Origin of the sequence: Streptomyces sp. NPDC050508 (genome assembly GCF_040655155.1) — a bacterium.
Taxonomy (GTDB): domain Bacteria; phylum Actinomycetota; class Actinomycetes; order Streptomycetales; family Streptomycetaceae; genus Streptomyces.
In genome coordinates, this window is the sequence record NZ_JBFAJJ010000002.1 from 619642 (window position 1) to 644826 (window position 25185).

Below are 25185 nucleotides of genomic sequence, written 5' to 3' on the forward strand. Positions count from 1 at the left end.
CCTCCCCCTCCGGTGAGACGTCAGCCCGTGAACTTCACGTCGGTGATGGCCTGCTTGTAGCCGGCGTCGCTGTACTGGTCACTGTCCGCGTGCGGCAGAGCGGTGAGCCAGACAAGAACGTACCGGCTCTTCACCTGCTTGGTGACCTTGACCGTCGCACTGGTCCCGGTTGTCGTGACGTTGCCGATCTGCGCCATGGAGTCCAGCGAGGAGGGGGACAGCGAGTCGGCCGCGTAGAGCTTCACCGTCGTGTGATCGCCGCTGTAGTAGAGCCCTATGGTCGCAGTGGAGACGTCCTGGGCCGAACCGAGGTCGTAGACGATGCCCACGCCCGGCTTGTACGGCGCGAGCACCGGGCCCCCTATGAAGCTGGAGGTCCGCCAGTACGTCGACGCGTCCCCGTCGTACGTCTTGTCGACGTCGTTGGGATGCTGGGGGTCGCCCTTCGCCACGAATTCCTTGGCGCCCTGAATCGCGAGCGTCTTGACCGGCTTGGTCTTGTCGCCGCTCTTGTCGTTCCCGTCCGTGGTCTGCGTCTGCTTCGTGTCCTCGGACTTGTTGCCCTGGTCCATGAGCGCGTCCGCGAGCTGCCAGCTGCCCAGGCCCAGCGCGGCGATCAGCAGTGCGGACACGGCCCACTTGAGGGCCTTGCCGGTGCGGCTCTGCAGCGGGGGCGGCGGGGTCGGCACTGCCTGGCCGGCACCGGGACGCGGCGCCGGGCGGCCGTACGTGCCCTGTTGGTAGGTCGTGCGCTGGTACTCGGGTGGTGCGGTGAACGCGGGCTCGGGCGGGCGGATGCGGGGCATCTCACCGATCGCCTTCACCAACTCCTCGGGGGTGGTGCACGCCGCTTCGTGCCGTGAGGCCGTGGCACCGTCGTTGGCGAGCGCGCGCATGGCGAGCTCCGACAGACCGCGGTGGACACCGGCGCGCACCTGGTCGGGGGCGATGAGACCGACGCCCTTGGGCAGCCCGGACAGGCCGTAGGCGTCGCTCTCGTACGGCCAGCGCTGGGTGAGCGCCGCGTACAGCAGTGCGCCGATCGCTTCCGTGTCCGTGCGCTGCGGGGTGTCCGAACTGATGCCGCGCAGCGCGGCGTTGACGGCCAGACCACGGATGCGCCACTGGCCGGACGAGGTGCGCAGCACGGCGTTCGGGTTCAGGCGCAGATGAGCGAGGCCCTCGCGGTGCGCGGCGGCCATCGCCGAGGCGATCTGACTGACCATCTGGTAGGCGTCGTGCGCCTCCAGCGGGCCGGGAGCCAGAAGCGTCGTCAGTTCCGTGGCGTCGGGCAGCCATTCGTGCACGACGTAGACGAGGTCGTTCTCCTCCACGGCGTCCAGGACCTGCACGAAACGGGGATCACCCAGCAGTGCCGAGGAACGGGCCGCGGCCAGCACGGAGCGGGCCCTCGCATGGTCCGCGGGCAGGATGTGCACGCCGACGGCACGCCGCAGCTTCTCGTCCACCGCGCGCCAACTGCTGAAGCCGTCCAGACGGGTGACGCACTCTTCGAGGCGATAGCGTCTGGCGAGCTTGTGACCACTGTGCAGTTCGGGAGGTGAGGTCTTCTCGGTTTCCTCGATCCCGCCGCTCCCCTGTACCTCGTCGCTCTCCGTGTCCCGCTCCGGGTTCTGGGCCACCCCGTCGGCCGTGGACTGGTCCGCCTTGGCGGTCAGCGGCTCGTCGCCGCTGTTGTCTGCCACGTCGACGGCAGCCGTGCTCCGTTCCGCCACCGTCGCTCCTGCCTCCCCATCCGTTGCACGCTGTCCGACGCCGAAACCAATTGTGCCCACAGTCTGCCGCTATGCACGACACACAGCGGCGGACGATGGTTGTGCGTGTGCCCCTGCCTCAGCGCCCCAAGCGCCCGCGCACCATGCCGACGAGGGAGTTGAGCTCCTCGATGCGCATGCGGCGGGCGGCGACGTAGAAGATTCCGAGCAGTACGGCACCACCTACCAGGAGGGCGGCGAACGAGCCGACGACCCCCTGCCCGAGCGTATGACCGATCCCGTAGCAAGCCGCACCACTGAGCAGTGCGGCCGGCACGGAGGCGATGCTGAGTCGAGCGTACGTCCGCAGCACGCGAGCGCCGTCCAGGTCGCCGTTCAGCCGCTTGCGCAGCCGGTTCCAGGCGACACCGACACCAGTCGCGTACGCGAGGCCGTACGAGGCCGCCATGCCCACCACGGCCCAGCGGGCCGGGAGGACGAAGTAGCAGGCCAGTGAGGCGCCGGCGTTGACGGCGGCCACGATGACCGTGTTGTAGAAGGGAGTTCGGGTGTCCTCGTACGCGTAGAAGGCGCGCAGGACGACGTACTGCACCGAGTACGGGATCAGGCCGAGGGCGAAGGCCATCAGCATGAAGCCCATGTTGGTGGCCTCGCTGGTCCCCGAGGAGCCGAAGATCAGAGTGCACATCGGGATGCCGAGCGAGAGGAGGCCGAAGGCGATCGGCACGATCGCCACAGCGGTCGTGCGCAGCCCCTGGGAGATGTCGTCGCGGACAGCACCTCCGTCGCCCTCCGCCGCCGAGCGCGAGATGCGCGGCAGCAGCGCGGCCATCAGGGAGACGGTGATGATCGCCTGTGGCAGGCCCCAGATGAGCTGTGCGTTGGCGTAGGCGGCGAAGCCGGTGCCGTCGACGGGCGAGGACTTGCCCGCAGCGGTGGACAGCTGGGACACGACGATCGCGCCGGCCTGGTTGGCGAGGACGAAGAGGACGGTCCACTTGGCGAGTGTCGCGGCCTTGCCGAGACCGTGTCCCCGCCAGTCGAAGCGCAACCGCAGCCGGAACCCGGTCTCCCGCAGATACGGGATCATCGCGAGCGATTGGACGACCAGGCCGAGCAGCACACCGATGCCGAGCAGCCGCTGGCCCTCCGGCGGGATGTTCGTGACCTTCATGCCGGAGTTCGCGGAGGTGCCGTACACCCAGATGAACATGCCGAGCGTCACGATGATGACGATGTTGTTGAGGACCGGGGTCCACATCATGGCGCCGAACTTGCCGCGCGCGTTCAGGATCTGGCCCATCACGACGTGGACGCCCATGAAGAAGATCGAGGGCAGGAAGTAGCGGACGAAGGTGACACCCACCTCGTTGGCCGCTGGGTCGTTGGCCACCGAGTCGGACAACAGACGGATCAGGAGGGGTGCCGCGAAGACCGCGAGCGCGGTGAGCGCGCCCAACGCCACCATGACGAGGGTCAGCAGCCGGTTGGCGAACGCCTCACCGCCGTCGTCGTCCTCCTTCATGGCGCGCACGAGCTGCGGCACGAAGACGGAGTTGAGGCCACCGCCCACAGTCAGGATGTAGATCATCGTCGGCAACTGGTAGGCGACCTGGAAGGTGTCGCCGAGCATGCCGACACCCAGCGCCGCGACGATCAGCGCGGAGCGGACGAAGCCGGTCAGACGGGAGACCATCGTGCCCGCTGCCATCACGGCACTCGACTTCAGCAGGCCGGTGGCCTTCCCGCTCTTCTGGGGAGCGGCCGTGGGCGCCGGTGCCGTAGGAGTGAGCTGCATCGTGGCGTCGGACATCGGTGCCGGGGAGGGCGGGGTGGGTGCCTGGCCCGAGGGCGGTGCCGGGGACGGGCCGGGTACCGCCGGGTACTCCATCGGCGGGCGTCCGCCGCCCTGGCCCTGGTCGCGGAAGAGGTGAGCGAAGGCGTCCGGCTCGTGGTGCTCCTCGCCGGCCCCTGTCACCAGGTCGTCCACGCCCACGAACTGGGTCGTCCGGGCGTCGTCGCCGTACGGCAGGTACTGGGTCGGGCCCTCCGGCTCCGGCGCGGGGGTCTGCGCCCACACACGGGGGTCGGGGGCGTACGGCGACTGGGGCGGCTGCGCGTAGAGCGGGGGCTGCGGCTGGTACGTGCCCGGAGGCGGCGGAGGGTGTGCGGCGCGGTCGTAGAGCGCCTCGGCGACCGGGTCCTGGGCGGAGAGGTCCTGCGCCCGGTAGGGGTCCTGGTCGTAGGCGTCCTGGAGGTACATGTCCGCGGGAGGCTGCGGCGGCACCTGGCCGTGTTCGGGCGGCGGACCCTCGGGGTGGCCCGAGTTGCCCGCGCCCTGACCGCGGTCACCGTCGTACGGCGCGTTCATGGTTACCCCACCTCATCGTCCCCGGGCCCACCGGCCACGACATCGCTCAACGGTCCACTCTCTCACCCGTGCCGGACGGGTCGGCGCTTTCCGGTGCGGTGTCCGGTGTCGGGTCACTCGGGTGCTCCGGGTCGTCTGCCCGGGACGGAGTGTCGGACTCCTCCTTGAGACGGTCTTGGGGGCCCTCGGGGTTCTCCGGGCCGTCGGCTGATTCGTCCGCCTCGTCGTCGGGTCCGTCGGGACCCTTCTCCTCGGCCTGGCGGGCGGCGGCGCGCTTGCGGTGCGTGTACATCCGGAAGCCGGCGAGGACGAGCAGCAGGACGCCGCCGCCGATGACCAGCATCACCGTGGCGGTGACCTCGGTGACCTTCACGTCGAACTTGACGGCCTGCCCGTACTGCTGGCCGTCCTCCGTGTACAGCTGGGCGACCACCTGCACCTTGCCGTTGGCGTTGGCCGACGTGGTGAACTTCACGGACTGGCTGTGGCCGCCGTTGACCGTGACCCGCTGCTCCGTGTAGGCCTCGCCGCCGATCTTGAGGCGTGTGGGGCTCGTCGAGGTGAGGCGCAGGACCAGGTGGTCGACGCCCTGCACCAGGTTGTTCTGCACGGTCACAGGGATCGTGGCGCTACGGCCCGAGAGCTTCGTCTCGGACTTGTCGATCAGCTTGACCTGGTCCGTGAGGTCTTCGAGATAACCCAGCACGCCCTGGCGGAAGTTCTCCGCCTCACCCGCCCGTCCGCGCCACGACGTGGACATCCCGCGGTTCATGGCCCGCCCGAAGGGGGTCACCACACGGGACTCGTCGGTGAGGATCACCCGGAAGTTGTCGAGCTTGTCCTGGGTGGTCGCGATCTCCTCGAAGGCCGACCTCGGCAGCTCCTGCTTGCGCAGCGAGGAGGGGTACCTGGAGGACGACGGGACCTTCGTGGTGGCGCCCGGGTCCGGCTTGGCCTTGGCCGCCGTGGTGAGTTCCTGCGACTCGGTCCAGGTGCTGCCCTGAAGGGACGTCAGCGCCTCCGCCATCGCCTGGGCCTGGCTCCCGGTCGGCATGCGCTGCGGGGCGACGACGATGCTGCGTTGCTTGTCGGTCTGCAGGTCGAGCGCCAGGCTCTGCGCGAGGAACTGCTGCTCGGCGAGCGTGGCCGCCCCGGCCTTCGTCAGATCCCCCTCGAACGCGGTCGAGAGCCGTGAGTCCGCGACCACCGCCGTCGTACCGCCGCCGATGGGGCGGGCGGCGGAGGGCGTGTACGGCAGGCCGCCGGTCTCCTGGAGGCTGTCGCTGCGGGCGATCACCTTGTCGGCGCCGGCCGAGGTGGCGACCTTGATGATCGACGGGTCCACGGCGCCGTTCACCGGCCACGCGAAGTCGGTGGTCGGTGTCACGTGAAGCACCGTCTCCACGGTGCTGGCGGCGACGTCAGTGGCGTCCTTGAGGTGGCTCAGCGAGCCGGTGACGCTGGTGCCGTTGTGGGCGAGGGACGCCAGGTCCGGGTCGGCGAAGGGGAGGGCGACGACCTCCTTGTCCGCCACCGCCGTCTGCAGCTCGGCCAGCCACGCCTTGGCGACCGCCTGGTGGGTGCCGGTCGTGGTGGTGTCGCCGGCACCCTGGATCTTGTAGCTGCGGGTCATCGCGTCGACAGAGGCCAGCAGATCCGGGTCGATCACCCATGTGACGTCGAGATCCCTGCCCAGCGACAGCATCTGGTCGAGGCGCCCGCCGGGGGAGATCTCCTTGGCGAGGTCGTCGTTGAGGAAGACCGGCGTCTGCTGTTCGTTGGAACCCGTCTGTGCCGTCATGTGGACGTCGGAGACGAGCGGCCACAGATACGTCGTCTTCGTCTTCGTGTCGGCCTCGTCGGGTTGCCACGGCAGGAACGTCCGCTGGATGCCCAGCACCTGCTCCCACGGCTGCGCGGAGGTCTCGCCGGAGAGAGACACACCGAGCGGGTAGACGCCATCGTCACCGAGGTCCAGCTTGTCGACCGGCACGGAGAGGGTGAAGGGCTCGGCGACGCCCGGAGTGAGCTTGGAGAACTTCTCGGTGTACTTGTCGCCGACCTCCGAGCCGTCGACGCCCTGGACGTAGTCGGTGCGCTTGGCGACGCTGTCGATCGCGGAGCGAGTGCTCAGCGGCTGTCCCAGGAACAGGCCCACATGGGCGTCGGTGACCGTCTGCTTGCCGTTGTTGGTCACCGTCCCGGAGATGGTCAGCGTGTCCCCGTCCGTGGGGATGCTGGGGCTGAGGGTGTCCACGGAGACGGACACCGTCTGCGAGCCGGAGGCGGCCTGCGCGGACGTCTGCTCGGCCGCACCGGCGGGCGCGGCGGCGGACATCTGGAGGAGGCCGGCCAGCAGAGGCGCCCCGGCGAGCAGTGCGCCGGTGCGCCGCAGCCACCGGCGGGCAGGTGAGGGAGTCATCCCCTGGAAGTCTGCCGCCTCGGCCACGCGCTCGCCCGTCCCTCGTCATTGTCAGTGGTCGTCGCAATGTGCGTCCACGCATGGTAACGATGCGCGCTGAGGGGAAGTGCCGCGGACTGCTCCACAAGATCGGAGAACCGTGCCGGACCACCCTGTATGCGCCCGTATAAAGAGGAGAGATCGGCTACGTCGCAAGCGCAGAGCTTGTGCTGGTATAGGGGGATCTGTCCGTGCACGTTTAATGGAGGCGCCCGCGGTCGCCCGGGCCACGTACCCTTTTCTGTTGTGCCGAACGCCAACGAAGACAACCTCAGTGCCCTGAGCCAGGTGCAGCACCGCGCGGTGAGCGAGTTGCTGCGGGTGGCTCCCGTCGCCGACGACCTCGCCCGCCGTTTCCAGGAGGCCGGGTTCTCTCTCGCCCTGGTCGGCGGCTCGGTCCGGGACGCGCTGCTCGGCCGGCTCGGCAACGACCTGGACTTCACGACGGACGCGCGGCCCGAGGACGTACTGAAGATCGTCCGGCCGTGGGCGGACGCCGTATGGGAGGTCGGGATCGCCTTCGGCACGGTGGGGGTGCAGAAGGACGCCCGCGTCGGAGATGTGGACCGACGTTTTCAGATCGAGGTGACCACCTACCGTTCGGAGGCGTACGACCGGACCTCGCGCAAACCCGAGGTGTCGTACGGCGACTCCATCGAGGAGGACCTCGTCCGGCGTGACTTCACGGTGAACGCGATGGCTGTCGCGCTCCCGGAGAAGGAGTTCATCGATCCGCACGGAGGCCTCGACGACCTCGCGGCCCGGGTGCTGCGTACCCCGGGCACTCCTGAGGCGTCCTTCTCCGACGATCCCCTGCGGATGATGCGAGCGGCACGCTTCGCCGCACAGCTCGACTTCGAGGTCGCTCCCGAGGTCGTCACGGCGATGAAGGAGATGTCCGGACGGATCGAGATCGTCTCGGCCGAGCGGGTACGGGACGAGCTGAACAAGCTGATCCTCTCCGCGAACCCCCGCAAGGGACTGACCCTGCTGGTCGATACCGGACTCGCCGACCACGTCCTGCCCGAGCTTCCCGCCCTGCGCCTGGAGAGCGACGAGCACCACCGGCACAAGGACGTCTACGAGCACACGCTGATCGTTCTGGAGCAGGCGATCGAACTGGAGGAGAACGGGCCCGACCTCGTCCTCCGACTGGCCGCCCTTCTGCACGACATCGGCAAGCCACGCACCCGACGTTTCGAGAATGACGGCCGGGTCTCGTTCCACCACCACGAGGTGGTCGGCGCGAAGATGACCAAGAAGCGCATGCTGGCGCTCAAGTACTCCAACGACCTGGTGAAGGACGTCTCACGTCTCGTCGAACTCCACCTGCGTTTCCACGGCTACGGCACCGGCGAGTGGACCGACTCGGCCGTCCGCCGCTACGTCCGTGACGCCGGTCCGCTCCTCGACCGCCTCCACAAGCTGACCCGTTCGGACTGCACCACACGGAACAAGCGCAGGGCTGCCGCTCTGTCCCGGGCGTACGACGGTCTGGAAGAGCGCATCACTCAACTGCAGGAGCGGGAGGAGCTGGACTCCATCCGGCCCGACCTCGACGGCAACCAGATCATGGAGATTCTGGGTGTCACGCCGGGGCCGGTCATCGGCCGCGCCTACAAGTTCCTGTTGGAACTGCGGCTGGAGAACGGCCCGATGGACCATGACGCGGCCGTGGCCGCGCTCAAGGAGTGGTGGGCCTCGGAAGGTTGAGGCCGTGAAACGGGGTCATGTTTCACGTGAAACATGACCCCGGACAGCACAGGGGCGGTGTTTCACGTGAAACACCGCCCCTCGCCGTATCTGCCTACTTCGAGTAGTCCTTCAGGCAGAGCAGGAAGTCGCCCTTACCGGTCTGGGTGTACGAGTACTGGAAGTCCTTCGCGGCCGTCGAGCACTTGGCGTCGGCCTCGGTCCGGGAGTAGTTGCCACTGATCTTGGCCAGCACGACGAACTGGGCCTTCGAGTCGCTGCACTTCACGACCTTGAGATCCGGATTGGTGTCGCTTGTGCTGCCACGGTGCATGCAGTCGCCGACCTTGGCCGTCTCGGGGTCGTGCTGCCCGGATATGTAGCTGAAGATGGCCGCCCCGACAGCGATGACGGCGATGACGGCGAACCGGATCATCTTGGGGCTGAACTTACGCTTCGGCTGCGGCGGGACCGGAGCGTACGGCGCCGCACCCTGAGGCGGGAAACCGGGCTGGCCGGGCTGCTGCGGGTAGCCACCCTGGGGCGGGTACGGCGCCTGAGCCTGAGGCGGATACGGCGCCTGAGCCTGGGGCGGATACGGCGCTTGCGACTGAGGCTGGCCGTAGGGCTGCTGGCCCTGTGCGTATGGGTTCGGGCTCTGAGGCGGCGGTGTAGTCACTTGGGTCCCCCTGGAACGGTGGCTGCATGACACGGGATGACGTGGCATGGCGCGAAATAAGACGGACGTAAGCTACCGGCCCCTACTGACACTGCTGTGGCCCAGAGCGGCTCCGTGTCATTGATGTGACACTTTCCGACGCTCAAATTGGGCCATAGCTCCAGCAACCGCTCCGTAGACGACGGCCACCGTGATCACCAGGACCGCTGAGCGGCCGTCAGGGGGAAGCATCAGCGCGGCCATTGCTGCCGCGCCGACAAAAGCGACATTGAACAGGACGTCGTAGACGGAGAAGATCCGGCCGCGGAAGCCGTCGTCGACCGAGAACTGCACGATCGTGTCCGTGGCGATCTTCGCGCCCTGAGTGGTCAGGCCCAGGACGAAGGCCGCGGCCAGCATCGGGGCGGTGGCGAACGGGAGGCCGAGAGCCGGCACCAGGACCGCGGCGCCTGCGGCACACACCGCGATCCAGCGACCCGGACCGAGCCGTCCCGCGGCCCAGGGCGTCACCACTGCCGCCACGAAGAAGCCGGCGCCGGACACCCCCAACGCCAGCCCCAGCAGGCGCAGTCCGTCGTCCGGGGTCGACGACAGGGCGTATCTGCAGAGCATCAGCAGCAGGACCGTCAGGGCGCCGTAGCAGAAGCGCATTAGCGTCATCGCGAGGAGAGCCCAGACCGCCTCCCGGCGCTGTGGCGCGGTGAGATGCCGCACGGCTGCCGTCAGGTCCCGGGCGGTGCCCGCGAGAGCCGTTGTCAACCGGGACTGTGTCAACGCGCGGTCGGGGCCGAGGAGTTCGGGGGCGATGCGCAACGACGTGAGGGCCGCGCACAGATACAGGGCGGATCCCAGCAGCACCACCGCGGCGTCGGTGTCCGCGACCAGCAGCCGTACGACGAAGGCGAGGCCGCCGCCGGCGGTCGCCGCCAGTGTTCCGGCCGTCGGGGAAAGGGAGTTGGCGACGACGAGCCGTTCGTCGTCGACCACGCGCGGGAGCGCGGCGGACAGGCCGGCGAGGACGAAGCGGTTGACGGCGGTGACGCACAGGGCGGAGACGTAGAAGAGCCAGTCCGGGACGTGGCTCAGCATCAGGACCGCCGTAGCCGCCGCCAGCAGGGCGCGCAGCAGGTTGCCGTACAGGAAGACCTGACGGCGGCGCCAGCGGTCCAGGAGGACGCCGGCGAAGGGGCCGATGAGGGAGTACGGGAGGAGCAGGACCGCCATCGCGGAGGCGATTGCGGCGGCCGAGGTCTGTTTCTCCGGGGAGAAGACGACGTAGGCGGCGAGTGCGACCTGGTAGACGCCGTCCGCGCCCTGGGAGAGGAGCCGTACGGCGAGCAGGCGCCGGAAGCCCTGGAAGCGCAGGAGGATGCGCAGGTCACGGACGACGGCCATGGGCACAGCCTCACATACGAGGAGGGTCCCCGGGCGGAATGCCCAGGGACCCTCGACGACCGAACCGGTGGCGGGTCCTAGCGCTCGACCTCGCCCTTGATGAACTTCTCGACGTTGGCGTAGGCCTCGTCGTCGAAGTACTGGACCGGCGGGGACTTCATGAAGTAGCTCGACGCGGAGAGGATCGGGCCGCCGATGCCGCGGTCCTTGGCGATCTTCGCGGCGCGCAGGGCGTCGATGATGACACCCGCGGAGTTCGGGGAGTCCCAGACCTCCAGCTTGTACTCCAGGTTCAGCGGGACGTCACCGAAGGCGCGGCCTTCGAGGCGGACGTAGGCCCACTTGCGGTCGTCGAGCCACTGGACGTAGTCCGACGGGCCGATGTGGACGTTCTTCTCGCCCAGGTCGCGGTCCGGGATCTGCGAGGTGACGGCCTGCGTCTTCGAGATCTTCTTGGACTCCAGGCGGTCGCGCTCCAGCATGTTCTTGAAGTCCATGTTGCCGCCGACGTTGAGCTGCATGGTGCGCTCAAGGCGGACACCGCGGTCCTCGAACAGCTTCGCCATCACACGGTGCGTGATGGTGGCGCCGACCTGCGACTTGATGTCGTCGCCGACGATCGGGACGCCGGCCTCGGTGAACTTGTCCGCCCACTCCTTGGTGCCGGCGATGAAGACCGGGAGGGCGTTGACGAAGGCGACCTTGGCGTCGATGGCGCACTGGGCGTAGAACTTCGCCGCGTCCTCGGAACCGACGGGCAGGTAGCAGATCAGGACGTCGACCTGCTTGTCCTTGAGGATCTGGACCACGTCGACCGGGGTCTCGTCGGACTCCTCGATCGTCATGCGGTAGTACTTGCCCAGGCCGTCGAGGGTGTGACCGCGCTGGACCGTGACGCCCTTGTTCGGGACGTCGCAGATCTTGATGGTGTTGTTCTCACTGGCACCGATGGCGTCGGAGAGGTCGAGGCCGACCTTCTTCGCGTCGACGTCGAACGCGGCGACGAACTCGACGTCACCGACGTGGTAGTCGCCGAACTGGACGTGCATCAGACCGGGCACCTTGGCCGCCGGATCGGCGTCCTTGTAGTACTCGACGCCCTGTACCAGTGAGGCGGCGCAGTTGCCCACGCCGACGATGGCTACGCGAACCGAACCCATTCCGGTTGCTCCCTGTGTGTGCGAGGTGAGGCCCTGACTGGACCTCATGTGGTGGTTTCGTCGGACGGATCCGGCCCGGGGGTGGCGCCCCCGAGCCGGGGCAGGCCGCCCGACTCCCCAGATGTGCTGTCCTGCTGAGCGGAGCCTCCGGAGGCGGGACCCTTCAGGTCCCGTCCGGCTCGCTCGCTCTCGATGAGCTCGTTCAGCCAGCGCACTTCGCGCTCCACGGACTCCATTCCGTGGCGCTGCAGCTCAAGCGTGTAGTCGTCGAGGCGCTCCCGGGTCCGCGCCAGGGAGGAACGCATCTTCTCCAGACGCTCCTCCAGCCGGCTGCGGCGACCCTCCAGTACGCGCATGCGTACGTCGCGTGACGTCTGCCCGAAGAAGGCGAAACGAGCGGCGAAGTGTTCGTCCTCGTACGCGTCGGGCCCCGTCTGCGAGAGCAGTTCCTCGAAGTGCTCCTTACCTTCCGCCGTCAACCGGTAGACGATCTTGGCGCGACGTCCGGCGAGGGTGGCGGTGAGGGCGTCCTCGGGGGTGTTCCCCGTTTCCTCGATCAACCAGCCGTTGGCGACCAGCGTCTTGAGGCAGGGGTAGAGCGTCCCGTAGCTGAAGGCACGGAACACACCCAATGACGTATTGAGTCGTTTGCGCAGCTCATAGCCGTGCATCGGGGATTCGCGGAGCAGGCCGAGGATGGCGAACTCAAGGATGCCGGAGCGTCGGCTCATCGTCGCCTCCTTCCTGTCCGTGGTCCGGCCGTGACGGTCTTTATGCCGAGCTGATGTATCGACTCGATACATCCAGACGATAGAACGACGTTCCGGATGCGACAAGTGGGGAGATGGTGAGCGGCGTCACATCACTGATTCGTTGGAAGCAAGTTGCCTGATTTGGGGTGAACTTCGGGGCTAAGCAGGTTTTGACGGTGCGTAGTCTGTGCGGCATGCACACCACCGGGAACCAAGTGACGCGTGGGGGCGTCGTCGTCCCTGGTGCAGTACGGATGAATGCAGAACCGACCACATCCGTACTTCGGGGGGACCGGAAACCAGCCGCCGTTTCCAGGCGCGCACGGGTGCGCCTGCCCGAGGAGTAATCGTTCGATGAGCGAGCACCGTCGCAAACCGCCGCAGCCGCAGGGAGGCGGACGTGCCGCGGACCGACGCGGCCAGTCCGGACCGACCTCCGGCCGCCGCGCGGCACCGCGAGGCGCCACCACCGGGTCTCCCTCCGACTTCTATGGATCTAACCCCGCTGAGCCGGGGGGTGATGAGCAGCGCCAGTACGGCAGCCGTGCCGAAGCCCGTCGGGCCGCCCAGAGAGGCGGCGGCCGTCGCAGAGGAGCCGAGCCGGCCGGCCGTGGTCCGGGCGGTCCCAACGGACCCGGTCGGGGCAGAGGACGCGCTCCCGCCCCCGGCAAGAAGCGGTTCATCGACTATCCGCGCTTCGACAAGTACGGATGGCGCCGCTGGATGCCCTCCTGGAAGCTTGTCTCCGGCCTCTGCCTGTTCTTCTTCGGCAGCCTCGTGGCGGCGGTCGGTGTCGGCTACGCGATGGTCAGCATCCCCAGCGAGAACACCGCGGCCAAGTCGCAGAACAACGTCTACTACTGGTCCGACGGCACCCAGATGGTCGCCACGGGCACCGGCGCCAACCGCCAGAACATCACCATCGCCGACATCCCGACGGCCATGCAGTGGTCGGTGATCTCGGCCGAGAACAAGAGCTTCTACACGGACTCGGGCGTCGACCCCATGGGTATCGCCCGGGCCCTGGCCAACATGGCCAAGGGCGGTCAGACGCAGGGTGGTTCGACGATCACCCAGCAGTTCGTCAAGAACACCTACCTCAACCAGGAACAGACGATCACCCGTAAGTTCAAGGAGATGTTCATCTCCATCAAGGTGGGGACGCAGCTCAGCAAGCAACAGGTGCTGCAGGGCTACCTGAACACCTCGTACTACGGCCGAGGCGCCTACGGGATACAGGCCGCCGCACAGACCTACTACGGCGTGGACGCGGTCAAGCTGACGCCGAGTCAGTGCGCCTTCCTGGCGGCCCTGTTGAAGGGTCCGACGTACTACGACCCGATCGGCGCCACGAACATCGATCCTGCGGCGGATGCCAAGTCCAACACTGCCCGCTCCAAGGCTCGTTGGGGCTGGATCCTTGAGCAGATGCACAACGACAAGCGCATCACGGACGCCGAGTACCAGACGGCCATCAAGAAGTACCCCCAGCCTCAGGGGCTCAAGGCGACCAAGGGCATGACCGGCCAGATCAGCTACCTGGTGGACACGGCCAAGAAGTACGTCCTGAACCACTCGAACATCTCGCAGACCGAGTTCGACCAGGGCGGCTACCAGATCTACACGACCTTCCAGAAGGACAAGGTCAACGAACTGAGCGCGGCCGTGAAGAAGGTCCAGAAGGACCGCATCGACCCGAAGAAGCGCAGCCTGGACAAGTACGTCCAGTTCGGCGCGGCGTCGGTGGTGCCCAAGGACGGAGCGATCGTCGCGCTCTACGGCGGCGACGGCTACGAGAACGGCCACTTCACGAACAACGCCGATACCTCGGGTGTCCCCGTGGGTTCGACCTGGAAGCCGTTCGTGCTCGCCGCGGCCATGGAGTACGGCACGTACAAGACCGACGGCGTTGGTATCTCGCCGCTCAGCAAGTACAACGGCAACGACCATCTGAAGGTCAGAAACCAGGACGGATCGTACGTCCTGAACAAGGACAACTCGATCTTCTACCAGAACAACGAGAGTGCCCACGCCTGGGGTTACATCACGCTGCGCAAGGCGATGGAGCAATCCATCAACACGCCGTTCGTGCAGTTGGGCATGGACGTGGGGAACTCGAAGGTGCGGGACGTGGCAAAGGCGTCCGGGATACTGGACGACAGTTTCGCCACGCTGAACCCGTCCTTCGCCATCGGTACCTCGACCCCCAGCGCGATCCGGATGGCTGACGCGTACGCGACGTTCGCTGCCTCGGGCAAGCAGGCGGACCCGTATTCGGTGACCGCGGTCAAGCACGACGGCCAGCCGGTGTCCGGCTTCACCAAGCCGGCGGTGAAGGAGGCGATCCCGGAGAACGTGGCGAACAACGTCACGGACACCCTGGAGAACGTCATCCAGAACGGTACGGCCGAGAACGCGAAGGCTCTGGGTCGTACGGCGGCCGGCAAGACCGGTACCACCGACAGCAACAAGTCGGCCTGGTTCGTCGGTTACACCCAGCAGCTCTCGACGTCGATCGCGATGTTCAGGGAGAACCCCAAGGACGCCGAGCTGCTCTCCATGAACGGCACGGCGGGAGTCGCCTCCATCCACGGTGGTGACATTCCGACGTCGATCTGGACCGAGTACATGGAGTCCGCGCTGAAGGGCAAGTCCGACCTGGGCTTCCCGGACGCGACCAAGATCGACAAGGTGTCGAACGAAGACGGCGCTCCGTCTCCGTCTCCGTCGGTCATAGTGACGCCGAGTGAGACACCCAGTGAGACCCCGAGCGCAACGCCCAGCGAGACGCCTAGCGCGACACCTTCGGCGACCGAGTCCTGCCAGTTCAGCTGGCAGTGCAGCGACAACGGTGGCACCGATGGAGGTACGACGTCCTCGCCAACGGCCTCGGCCACTGCTACGGACACCAGCGGCACCACTAGAGGCAACGCCAATGGCGGCATCTTCGGAGGCGCAACCGGTTAGCCGCCATATCATCCGTGAAGGGTGTTTCACGTGAAACACCCTTCACGCGATGTTTCACGTGAAACGGGGGCCGCCGCATCCACGAGGTGCGGCGGCCCCCGGCGTATTCCTAGGTGTGTACGGCAGGATGTGCCCCATGCCCAGTGCAGAACTGACGCCCACGAGCGTGCACGAGCCGGATCCGGTACGGCCGACCAAGGATGACCAGGTCGCCGCCGCCGGAAGTGAACTGATCGGTGGCCCTGTCGGCCGGCGCGCCCTCCTCGGGACGTCCTGGTGGACTCCCGTACGGGTCGTCGCGCTGGTGGCGATCGGCATCTTCGCCCTCGGCCTGGTCCAGAAGGCGCCCTGCTACAACAGCGGGTGGTTCTTCGGCGCCAGCTCGCAGTACACGCACGCGTGCTACTCGGACATCCCGCACCTCTACCAGGGTCGTGGTTTTGCCGACGGGCTCGTCCCGTACTTCGACAAGCTCCCCGGCGACATGCAGTACCTCGAATACCCGGTGCTGACCGGTGTGTTCATGGAGGTGGCCGCCTGGCTCACGCCGGGCAGCGGCAGCATCCAGCACCAGGAACAGTGGTACTGGATGGTCAACGCCGGGATGCTGATGGTCTGTGCGGCCGTCATCGTCGTATGCGTCAGCCGCACGCACGCCCGCCGCCCCTGGGACGGACTGCTGGTCGCCCTGGCACCCGCCTTCGCGCTGACCGCCACCATCAACTGGGACCTGCTGGCGGTCGCTCTCACGGCCTCGGCGATGCTGATGTGGTCGAGGGGCCGTTCCCTCGCTTTCGGCGTCCTGTTGGGGCTTGCAACGGCCGCCAAGCTGTATCCCGTCTTCCTGCTCGGCCCGTTGTTCCTGCTGTGCTGGCGCGCGGGCAAATGGCGGGACTTCGGGGCGGCGCTGGGAGGAACTGTCGTCGCCTGGCTGGCGGTGAACCTGCCGGTGATGCTCTTCGCCTTCGACGGCTGGTCGAAGTTCTATACGTTCAGCCAGGAACGGGGCGTCGACTTCGGGTCCTTCTGGCTGATCCTGGCCCAGAACTCCTCCGACCCGCTCAGCACCGACACCGTCAACACATTCGCCACGCTGCTGATGCTGCTGTGCTGTGCAGGCATCGCGGCGCTCACGATGACCGCTCCGCGCCGGCCGCGCTTCGCTCAACTGGCCTTCCTGATCGTCGCGGCGTTCATCGTGACCAACAAGGTCTACTCGCCGCAGTACGTGCTGTGGCTGGTCCCCCTGGCGGTGCTGGCCCGGCCGAAGTGGCGGGACTTCCTGATCTGGCAGGCGTGCGAGGTGGCGTACTTCCTGGGGATCTGGATGTACCTCGCCTACACGACCAGCGGAAACGCCCACAAGGGCCTGCCGGCCGAGGGCTACTGGTGGGCCATCGGCCTGCACCTGCTGGGCACGCTCTACCTGTGCGCCGTGATTGTGCGCGACATCCTCATGCCGGAGCGGGACGTGGTGCGCCTGGCGGGCGACGACGACCCCTCGGGCGGGGTGCTCGACAGGGCCGAGGACGTGTTCGTGTTCGGGGCCGCGGCCCATCCCGGGCGGCACGCGGCCCCCTTCGACGGACCGCAGGTGGAGTGGGGCAGCGAGGAGCCGACCAACCGTTCGCTCTGAGCGAACAGGGTGCGGGGAGACCACGCGAAAGGCCGTACACGGAACCTTCCGTGTACGGCCTTTCGGCTGTTCAAGAGAGGGTCAGCGGTCCACGATGCGGTCGAACTGCGTGGTGGTGTGCCGCAGATGGGCCACCAGCTCCTCGCCGACCTTCGGCTCGGCCGCCTCGGCCGGCACGAACAGGATCGAGACCTGCATGTGCGGGGGCTCGGCGAACCAGCGCTGCTTGCCGTCCCAGACGAAAGGAGAAAGGTTCCGGTTGACCGTGGCGAGGCCGGCGCGGGCGACGCCCTTGGCGCGTGGCATGACGCCGTGCAGCGCCTTGGGGGCCTCCAGGCCCACCCCGTGCGACGTACCGCCCGCCACGACCACCAGATAGCCGTCGGAGGCCGCCTTCTGCTGCCGGTAGCCGAAGCGGTCGCCCTTGGAGACCCGGGTGACGTCCAGGACCGCGCCGCGGTACTCGGTGGCCTCGTGGTCCCCCAGCCACAGCCGGGTGCCGATACGGGCGCGGAAGCGGGTCTGCGGGAACTGCTGCTGCAGCCGGGCCAGTTCCTCGGCCTTGAGGTGGCTGACGAACATCGTGTGCAGCGGCAGCCGGGCGGCCCGCAGGCGGTCCATCCAGCCGATGACCTCCTCGACGGCGTCCGAGCCGTCGGTGCGGTCCAGCGGGAGGTGGATGGCGAAGCCCTCCAGGCGCACGTTCTCTATGGCGGAGTGCAGCTGAGGCAGTTCCTGCTCGCTGACGCCGTGACGCTTCATCGAGGACATCACCTCGATGACCACACGAGCGCCCACGAGGCCGTACACGCCGTCGATGGACGACACCGAGCGGATGACCCGGTCCGGCAGCGGAACGGGCTCCTCGCCGCGGCGGTACGGCGTCAGCACCAGCAGGTCACCGCCGAACCAGTCCTTGATCCTGGCGGCCTCGTACGTCGTCCCGACGGCGAGGACGTCCGCGCCGAGCCGCGTCGCCTCCTCCGCCAGCCGCTCGTGCCCGAAGCCGTAGCCGTTGCCCTTGCAGACCGGGACGAGCCCGGGGAACTGCTCGGCGACGTGCTTGTGATGCGCCCGCCAGCGCGCGGTGTCGACGGAGAGCGTGAGCGCCATGGCCGGACCTGGAACCTTTCGGGTGGCTGCGGTGTATCAGAAGTATGGGAGCTGTCGACGTTATCGAAGCGAGAACCGTTGGGTCAGCGGCGCGACATGTAGATGTCGAGCGCCTTGTGAAGCAGCTTGTTGAGCGGGAAGTCCCACTCGCCGAGGTATTCGGCGGCCTGCCCGCCGGTGCCGACCTTGAACTGGATCAGACCGAAGAGGTGGTCGGTCTCGTCCAGCGAGTCGGAGATGCCGCGCAGGTCGTAGACGGTGGCGCCGAGAGCGTAGGCGTCGCGCAGCATCCGCCACTGCATCGCGTTCGAGGGCCGGACCTCACGGCCGATGTTGTCGGAGGCGCCGTAGGAGTACCAGACGTGTCCGCCGACCACGAGCATCGTCGCCGCCGACAGGTTCACCCCGTCGTGCCGGGCGAAGTACAGCCGCATCCGGTTGGGGTCCTCGGTGTTGAGGGCCGTCCACATCCGCTGGAAGTACGACAGCGGGCGGGGCCGGAAGTGGTCGCGCACGGCCGTGATCTCGTACAGCCGCTGCCATTCCTCAAGGTCCTGGTAACCGCCCTGGACGACCTCGACACCGGCCTTCTCGGCCTTCTTGATGTTGCGGCGCCACAGCTGGTTGAAGTTCTTGTGGACCTCTTCGAGAGAGCGGTTTGCCAGCGGCACCTGGTACACGTAGCGGGGCTGTACGTCGCCGAAGCCGGCGCCGCCGTCCTCACCCTGCTGCCAGCCCATACGGCGCAGTTTGTCGGCCACTTCGAAGGCGCGCGGTTCGATGAAGTCGGCCTCGATGTCCCGCAGTCGCTTCACGTCCGGGTTCTGGATGCCCGCCTTGATGGACGTGGCCTCCCAGCGCCGGATGATGACCGGCGGGCCCATCTTCACCGAGAAGGCGCCCTGGTGCTTGAGGTGGGCCAGCATCGGCTGGAGCCAGTCGTCCAGATTCGGCGCGAACCAGTTGATGACCGGGCCCTCGGGCAGATAGGCCAAGTAGCGCTTGATCTTGGGGAGTTGCCGGTAGAGGACCAGCCCAACGCCGACCAGCTCGCCGGTCTTCTCGTCGATCCAGCCGAGGCTCTCGGAGCGCCACTCCGCCTTCACATCAGCCCATGCCGGGACCTGCATGTGGCTAGCCGACGGCAGGCTCTGGATGAATGCCAGATGCTGCTCTCGGCTGATGGTCCTCAGGGTCAGGCTCATTCGGGGCGCTCCTCGGGCTGGTGTGTCCCCATGGGTACAGGGGCTCCGGCTCTCGCGCCGAAGCCTACTGCGCCTTGCGAGCGCCCCGACTGGGCGTATGCAACCTTCGCCTCGGCCTGTGGGCCGCCGAGGCGTTCCGTGGTGTTTTACGCGGTGTTCGGAGTACGGCGTCCGGGCCGTCAGCTGATGACGCCGCCGAACAGGCCGCCGTGCGCCATGCCGAGGAAGAATCCGACACCCGCGGCACCGAGACCCAGGATCAGGCCGAAGCGCTCCCTCGTCGTCTCGGAGATCCACTGCCCGTACGCGCCGGTGAGGATCCCCAGCAGGCCGGTCCATGAGCTGAGCAGATGCAGGCTGTGGAAGAACCCGGTGATGAACGCGGTCAGCCCGAGCACCAGGGTCACCGCGAGCAGCGTGTCCTGGAGCGGATGGGACTTGCCGTCTGTGGCGAAAAGGGAACCGGCGGTATTGGGTCGCAATGCCTGTGCCATGTGGCACCTCCTGCGGAAGGCGGCGCATCGTCGCGCCGGACACACCCGATGTGTACAGATTGACGCTCTCCGCCACCGGATTTCAACCGGAAGCCGGTGTGCGGGTACTCTGTACCCTCTGCACTGGTGTCTGCCCATGCCACGGCCCGGAATCCCCACAAGGGGCATCCGATGTCAGTGGCGACTGTTTTACTGGCACACACTGTTGCTTACGCATCACAACCCTCCTGCCACGGATCGACCGTGGCCGCTGAGTCCAAAGGAGGTGGGTTCCACATGCGTCACTACGAGGTGATGGTCATCCTCGACCCCGATCTGGAGGAGCGCGCTGTCTCCCCCCTGATCGAGAACTTCCTCTCCGTCGTCCGTGAGGGCAACGGAAAGGTCGAGAAGGTCGACACCTGGGGCCGTCGTCGTCTCTCGTACGAGATCAAGAAGAAGCCCGAGGGCATCTACTCGGTCATCGACCTGCAGGCCGAGCCTGCGGTCGTCAAGGAGCTCGACCGCCAGATGAACCTGAACGAGTCGGTCCTCCGGACCAAGGTCCTCCGCCCCGAGACCCACTGAGCATCCTGCTCAGCTGATCTCGGGATTCGAGTAGCAGCACCAAGCAGCCAGCAGCAAACCCGCCGAGAGGTTCCCCCATGGCAGGCGAGACCGTCATCACGGTCGTCGGCAATCTTGTCGACGACCCCGAGCTGCGCTTCACCCCTTCCGGTGCGGCGGTCGCGAAGTTCCGTGTCGCGTCCACTCCCCGCACCTTCGACCGCCAGACGAACGAGTGGAAGGACGGCGAAAGCCTCTTCCTCACCTGCTCGGTCTGGCGTCAGGCGGCGGAGAACGTCGCCGAATCGCTCCAGCGAGGCATGCGCGTCATCGTGCAGGGCCGGCTGAAGCAGCGGTCCTACGAGGACCGTGAGGGCGTCAAGCGCACGGTCTACGAACTGGACGTCGAAGAAGTCGGCGCCAGCCTGCGCAGTGCCACGGCCAAGGTCACCAAGACCGCCGGTGGCGCTCGCGGTGGCCAGGGCGGCGGTTTCGGCGGCGGTGGTGGCGGTGGCCAGGGTGGCGGCAGCTGGGGTGGAAACTCCGGCGGCGGTCAGCCGGCCGGCGGCGCTCCCGCCGACGACCCGTGGGCCACCGGCGCTCCTGCCGGTGGAAACCAGGGCGGCGGCGGTGGCGGCTGGGGTGGAAACTCCGGCGGCGCCAGCGGTGGCGGTGGCGGCGGCTACTCGGACGAACCCCCCTTCTAGGCCTTCGGGCCGAGGGTGGGTCGTACCCACACTTCTTGATCACACAGGAGATACACCATGGCGAAGCCGCCTGTGCGCAAGCCGAAGAAGAAGGTCTGCGCATTCTGCAAGGACAAGGTCCAGTACGTGGACTACAAGGACACGAACATGCTGCGGAAGTTCATTTCCGACCGCGGCAAGATCCGTGCCCGCCGCGTGACCGGCAACTGCACGCAGCACCAGCGTGACGTCGCCACGGCTGTGAAGAACAGCCGTGAGATGGCGCTGCTGCCCTACACCTCCACCGCGCGATAAGGGAAGGGTGACCGACTAATGAAGATCATCCTCACCCACGAGGTCTCCGGCCTCGGTGCCGCGGGCGACGTCGTCGACGTCAAGGACGGTTACGCTCGCAGCTACCTGATCCCGCGGAAGTTCGCTATCCGCTGGACCAAGGGTGGCGAGAAGGACGTCGAGCAGATCCGTCGTGCTCGCAAGATCCACGAGATCCAGACCATCGAGCAGGCCAACTCTGTGAAGGCCCAGCTTGAGGGCGTCAAGGTTCGTCTGGCCGTTCGCTCCGGCGACGCCGGTCGGCTCTTCGGTTCCGTCACCCCGGCCGACATCGCTTCTGCGATCAAGGCTTCCGGTGGCCCCGAGGTCGACAAGCGTCGTATCGAGCTGTCTGCCCCGATCAAGACCCTGGGCGCCCACGAGACGTCCGTGCGTCTGCACCCCGAGGTTGCCGCCAAGGTCAACATCGAGGTCATCGCGGCCTGACCGCTGCGCTCGGCATAGCTGAGAGAGGGGCCGTACCCGTTGGGGTGCGGCCCCTCTGCTGTGTTCAGGACGGGACATGCATGGCCTGTGCGTTGCGTTCGGTGCGGCGCTACGGCGCTCATGTTTCACGTGAAACGTGGCTGCCCGCGGTGTTTCACGTGAAACGGTCAGCGGGTCGCGCCCGTGACGAGCCAGCGGCCCGAGCGGGCGCGCAGCAGGAGCGTCAGCATTCGCACCGTCATCATCAGGGTCATCGCTCCCCAGAGCGCGGTCAGTCCGGCGCCGAAGGTCGGTACGAGCAGGGCCAGCGGGGCGAAGACCGCCAGGGTCACCAACATCGCTCCTGCGAGATACGGGCCGTCTCCCGCACCCATCAGCACTCCGTCCAGGACGAAGACGACACCGCAGATGGGCTGGGAGAGCGCGACCATGATCAAGGCGGGCAGGGCGGTGTCCTTGACGGTGGAGTCGCTGGTGAACAGGGGGAGGAACAGTGGGCGGGACACGATCACCAGGAGGCCGAGCACCACTCCGACGGCAATGCCCCACTGCACCATGCGACGGCAGGCGGCTCGGGCGCCTTGCGGGTCGTCTGCCCCGAGGTAGCGGCCGATGATGGCCTGGCCCGCGATGGCGATGGCGTCGAGCGCCATGGCGAGCAGAGACCACAGGGACAGGATGATCTGGTGGGCGGCGATGTCGGCATCCCCGAGGCGGGCCGCGACGGCCGTGGCGATCAGGAGGATCGCTCTCAGGGAGAGGGTGCGCACGAGGAGAGGTGCGCCTGCCTGTGCCGAGGCCCTGATCCCTGCGGTGTCGGGCCGGAGGGAGGCACCATGTCGGCGGGCTCCGCGGACGACCACGACGAGATACACGGCAGCCATGCCCCACTGGGCGATGACGGTGCCCCAGGCGGAGCCGGCGATGCCGAGGTCGGCGCCGTAGACGAGTCCGACGTTGAGGGCGCCGTTGGCGACGAAGCCTGAGATGGCGACGTACAGGGGTGTCTTTGTGTTCTGCAGTCCGCGCAGAACACCGGTGGCGGCGAGTACGACCAGCATGGCCGGGATGCCTATCGAGGAGATCCGTAGATAGGTCGTCGCGTAGGGCGCTGCTGTGTCCGAGGTGCCGAAGAGGTCGACGAGGGCCGGTGCCGAAGGGAGGACGACGGCGATGACGGTGGCACCGATCAGCAGGGCGAGCCAGATGCCGTCCATGCCCTGGCGGATGGCGGCCTGGAGATCACCCGCGCCGACGCGTCGGGCGACTGCCGCGGTGGTGGCGTAGGCGAGGAAGACGAAGACGCTCACAGCTGTCGTCAGGAGGGCGGAGGCTACGCCGAGTCCGGCCAGTTGAGCCGTGCCGAGATGGCCGACGATCGCGCTGTCGGCCATGACGAAAAGGGGCTCGGCGACGAGTGCGCCGAAGGCCGGGACGGCCAGCATGACGATCTCTCGGTCGTGCTGTCGTCTGGCGGCCCTGGTGGTCGCGGGAGCCTGTGTCATGAGCACTAATCTAATCGTCCACAGGTAAGAGATGCAATTGCTATGTGACCCTTACCTCCGATCTCGCCTCGTGTCCTCTCGCGCACTGTTCGAAGCGATCTTGGTCCGATGTGGAAAGTTTTTCTTCTGCACAGCCGGTGGATGGGAAAGGTGCAGGTCAGATCGGTTGCGATGGAAGTGGCGAGGTCTTGTTCACAGGGCTGTCCACCGGCTCGTGCACAGGTTTTGCCGGGTTCTCCACAGCATCAGGGCCGTCGTCCACATGGCCTGTGGATAACCAGATTGGCTGACGGTGCCCGCGGGCCTACGGTGGACCGGCGCCCGCTCCGTCCGTCGGCCTGAGAACCATCACAAAACCGACGCGCCCGTACCGGAGTTGGGCGCTTCATTTGTCAGTGCCGTGCCGTAGAAATGAGGGGCACGGCGAGGTCCGCTCGACGGACGGGAGGAGGTGGCTCGGTGAGTATTTCCGAGCCCTTGGACGACCCGTGGGCCGAGAGCGGTCCAAGTGATCGTCTCCCTGCTTCCCGACGGCGCGGTGAAGGAGGCCGCGGCCGCGACGAGCAGCACGACCGCGGCAGGGAGGGCGGCGAGTGGGAGGGCGCGGGTTCGGCCTTCGAACGCGTGCCGCCGCAGGACCTCGACGCCGAGCAGTCCGTTCTCGGCGGCATGCTCCTGTCCAAGGACGCCATCGCCGACGTCGTCGAGGTCCTCAAGGGCCACGACTTCTACAAGCCCGCGCACGAGACGATCTACCAGGCGATCCTCGACGTCTACGCCAAGGGCGAGCCGGCCGACCCGATCACCATCGCCGCCGAGCTCACCAAGCGCGGAGAGATCAACAAGGTCGGCGGCGCATCGTATCTGCACACGCTCGTCCAGACCGTGCCGACGGCAGCGAACGCGGAGTACTACGCGGAGATCGTCCACGAGCGCGCCGTCCTGCGCCGCCTGGTCGAGGCCGGCACGCGCATCACCCAGATGGGATACGCGGCCGACGACGACGTCGACGAGATCGTCAACCGGGCCCAGGCCGAGATCTACGCGGTCACCGAGCAGCGGACCAGCGAGGACTACCTTCCGCTCGGCGACATCATGGAGGGCGCGCTCGACGAGATCGAGGCGATCGGCTCCCGCAGCGGCGAGATGACCGGCGTGCCCACCGGATTCACCGACCTCGACTCGCTCACCAACGGTCTGCACCCGGGCCAGATGATCGTCATCGCGGCCCGTCCCGCCATGGGTAAGTCCACACTCGCGCTCGACTTCGCCCGAGCGGCGTCGATCAAGAACAACCTCCCGAGCGTCATCTTCTCCCTCGAAATGGGGCGCAACGAGATCGCGATGCGCCTGCTGTCCGCCGAGGCCCGCGTCGCCCTGCACCACATGCGTTCCGGCACCATGACTGACGAGGACTGGACCCGGCTGGCGCGCCGGATGCCCGAGGTGTCGTCCGCGCCGCTCTACATCGACGACTCCCCGAACCTGTCGATGATGGAGATCCGCGCGAAGTGCCGTCGGCTCAAGCAGCGCAGCGACATCAAGCTGGTGATCATCGACTATCTGCAGCTGATGCAGGCCGGTGGCTCCAAGCGCCAAGAGAGCCGTCAGCAGGAGGTCTCGGACATGTCCCGAAACCTCAAGCTCCTGGCGAAGGAGCTGGAGGTCCCGGTGATCGCGCTCTCGCAGCTGAACCGTGGTCCCGAACAGCGCACGGACAAGAAGCCGATGGTGTCCGACCTGCGTGAGTCCGGCTCCATCGAGCAGGACGCCGACATGGTGATCCTGCTGCACCGTGAGGACGCGTACGAGAAGGAGTCGCCGCGCGCGGGCGAGGCGGACATCATCGTGGGCAAGCACCGTAACGGCCCGACGGCGACGATCACCGTCGCCTTCCAGGGCCACTACTCGCGCTTCGTGGACATGGCGCAGACGTGACCTGACGGCCCGAACTCCGTCGGGGCGGCACAGGCCTGCAAGATCCCGGGAAATGTCCTCGACGTGCGG

19 protein-coding genes are annotated in these 25185 nt (G+C 67.3%); 8 read left to right on the forward strand and 11 right to left on the reverse strand.

All coding sequences use genetic code 11. From position 1 onward, the window contains the following. Positions 1-20: 20 nt before the first annotated feature. From AB0I69_RS08035 to AB0I69_RS08045, 3 genes are all read right to left on the reverse strand, one after another. Entirely contained in the window at positions 21-1736 is a 1716-nt protein-coding gene (locus AB0I69_RS08035) for a serine/threonine protein kinase (RefSeq protein ID WP_363094718.1), read from the reverse strand. 118 nt (positions 1737-1854) lie between these two features. Further along, on the reverse strand, positions 1855-4107 hold the full coding sequence (murJ, locus tag AB0I69_RS08040; protein WP_363094719.1) for a murein biosynthesis integral membrane protein MurJ: 2253 nt from the start codon (positions 4105-4107) through the stop codon (positions 1855-1857). Between the two features lie 46 nt (positions 4108-4153). Beyond that, on the reverse strand, positions 4154-6556 hold the full coding sequence (locus tag AB0I69_RS08045; protein WP_363094720.1) for a DUF6049 family protein: 2403 nt from the start codon (positions 6554-6556) through the stop codon (positions 4154-4156). A gap of 258 nt (positions 6557-6814) precedes the next feature. On the opposite strand from AB0I69_RS08045, the gene AB0I69_RS08050 reads away from it, so the two are divergent. After that, entirely contained in the window at positions 6815-8281 is a 1467-nt protein-coding gene (locus AB0I69_RS08050) for a CCA tRNA nucleotidyltransferase (RefSeq protein WP_363094721.1), read from the forward strand. A gap of 94 nt (positions 8282-8375) precedes the next feature. On the opposite strand, the gene AB0I69_RS08055 is transcribed toward AB0I69_RS08050, so the two are convergent. The 4 genes from AB0I69_RS08055 to AB0I69_RS08070 form a co-directional block, all read right to left on the reverse strand. Further along, a complete protein-coding gene (locus tag AB0I69_RS08055) occupies positions 8376-8939 on the reverse strand; it encodes a hypothetical protein (RefSeq protein ID WP_363094722.1) in 564 nt (187 codons plus the stop codon). Between the two features lie 117 nt (positions 8940-9056). Next, complete coding sequence (locus tag AB0I69_RS08060) at positions 9057-10334, reverse strand: MFS transporter (protein ID WP_363094723.1); 1278 nt, start codon at positions 10332-10334, stop codon at positions 9057-9059. 77 nt (positions 10335-10411) lie between these two features. Next, the gene (locus AB0I69_RS08065) at positions 10412-11494 is read right to left on the reverse strand and encodes an inositol-3-phosphate synthase (protein ID WP_200713261.1); all 1083 of its coding nucleotides are present in this window, start codon (positions 11492-11494) and stop codon (positions 10412-10414) included. Positions 11495-11538: 44 nt separating this feature from the next. Then, positions 11539-12225, reverse strand: coding sequence for a PadR family transcriptional regulator (locus AB0I69_RS08070; protein WP_363094724.1), 687 nt, complete (start codon positions 12223-12225; stop codon positions 11539-11541). Positions 12226-12969: 744 nt separating this feature from the next. On the opposite strand from AB0I69_RS08070, the gene AB0I69_RS08075 reads away from it, so the two are divergent. Together AB0I69_RS08075 and AB0I69_RS08080 are read left to right on the forward strand one after the other, a co-directional pair. Then, entirely contained in the window at positions 12970-15213 is a 2244-nt protein-coding gene (locus AB0I69_RS08075) for a transglycosylase domain-containing protein (protein ID WP_363094725.1), read from the forward strand. A 136-nt stretch (positions 15214-15349) separates the two neighbouring features. Further along, on the forward strand, positions 15350-16849 hold the full coding sequence (locus tag AB0I69_RS08080; RefSeq protein WP_363094726.1) for a glycosyltransferase 87 family protein: 1500 nt from the start codon (positions 15350-15352) through the stop codon (positions 16847-16849). A gap of 81 nt (positions 16850-16930) precedes the next feature. On the opposite strand, the gene AB0I69_RS08085 is transcribed toward AB0I69_RS08080, so the two are convergent. The 3 genes from AB0I69_RS08085 to AB0I69_RS08095 form a co-directional block, all read right to left on the reverse strand. Continuing rightward, positions 16931-17962 (reverse strand): alanine racemase, encoded by a 1032-nt coding sequence (locus tag AB0I69_RS08085; protein WP_019055132.1) that lies wholly within the window; start codon positions 17960-17962, stop codon positions 16931-16933. Positions 17963-18045: 83 nt separating this feature from the next. Further along, the gene (locus AB0I69_RS08090; protein WP_363094727.1) at positions 18046-19167 is read right to left on the reverse strand and encodes a peptidoglycan bridge formation glycyltransferase FemA/FemB family protein; all 1122 of its coding nucleotides are present in this window, start codon (positions 19165-19167) and stop codon (positions 18046-18048) included. A gap of 179 nt (positions 19168-19346) precedes the next feature. Next, entirely contained in the window at positions 19347-19661 is a 315-nt protein-coding gene (locus tag AB0I69_RS08095) for a hypothetical protein (RefSeq protein ID WP_363094728.1), read from the reverse strand. A gap of 276 nt (positions 19662-19937) precedes the next feature. Here AB0I69_RS08095 and rpsF point away from each other — a divergent pair, with 276 nt between their 5' ends. The 4 genes from rpsF (at position 19938) to rplI (ending at position 21673) form a co-directional block, all read left to right on the forward strand. Then, positions 19938-20228, forward strand: a complete 291-nt coding sequence (rpsF, locus tag AB0I69_RS08100; protein ID WP_006604399.1) for a 30S ribosomal protein S6 — start codon at positions 19938-19940, stop codon at positions 20226-20228. Between the two features lie 77 nt (positions 20229-20305). Beyond that, complete coding sequence (locus AB0I69_RS08105; protein ID WP_266859286.1) at positions 20306-20914, forward strand: single-stranded DNA-binding protein; 609 nt, start codon at positions 20306-20308, stop codon at positions 20912-20914. Positions 20915-20971: 57 nt separating this feature from the next. Beyond that, positions 20972-21208 (forward strand): 30S ribosomal protein S18, encoded by a 237-nt coding sequence (gene rpsR / locus AB0I69_RS08110; RefSeq protein WP_006381652.1) that lies wholly within the window; start codon positions 20972-20974, stop codon positions 21206-21208. An 18-nt stretch (positions 21209-21226) separates the two neighbouring features. Then, positions 21227-21673 (forward strand): 50S ribosomal protein L9, encoded by a 447-nt coding sequence (gene rplI, locus AB0I69_RS08115; RefSeq protein WP_363094729.1) that lies wholly within the window; start codon positions 21227-21229, stop codon positions 21671-21673. Between the two features lie 167 nt (positions 21674-21840). Here rplI and AB0I69_RS08120 read toward each other — a convergent pair whose 3' ends face one another. Beyond that, positions 21841-23178 carry an MATE family efflux transporter gene (locus tag AB0I69_RS08120; protein ID WP_363094730.1) on the reverse strand — a complete coding sequence of 446 codons (1338 nt, stop codon included), beginning with the start codon at positions 23176-23178 and terminating at the stop codon, positions 21841-21843. A gap of 459 nt (positions 23179-23637) precedes the next feature. Between AB0I69_RS08120 and dnaB the strand changes: the two genes are divergently transcribed. Further along, the gene (gene dnaB / locus AB0I69_RS08125) at positions 23638-25116 is read left to right on the forward strand and encodes a replicative DNA helicase (protein ID WP_363094731.1); all 1479 of its coding nucleotides are present in this window, start codon (positions 23638-23640) and stop codon (positions 25114-25116) included. Positions 25117-25185: the final 69 nt, after the last annotated feature.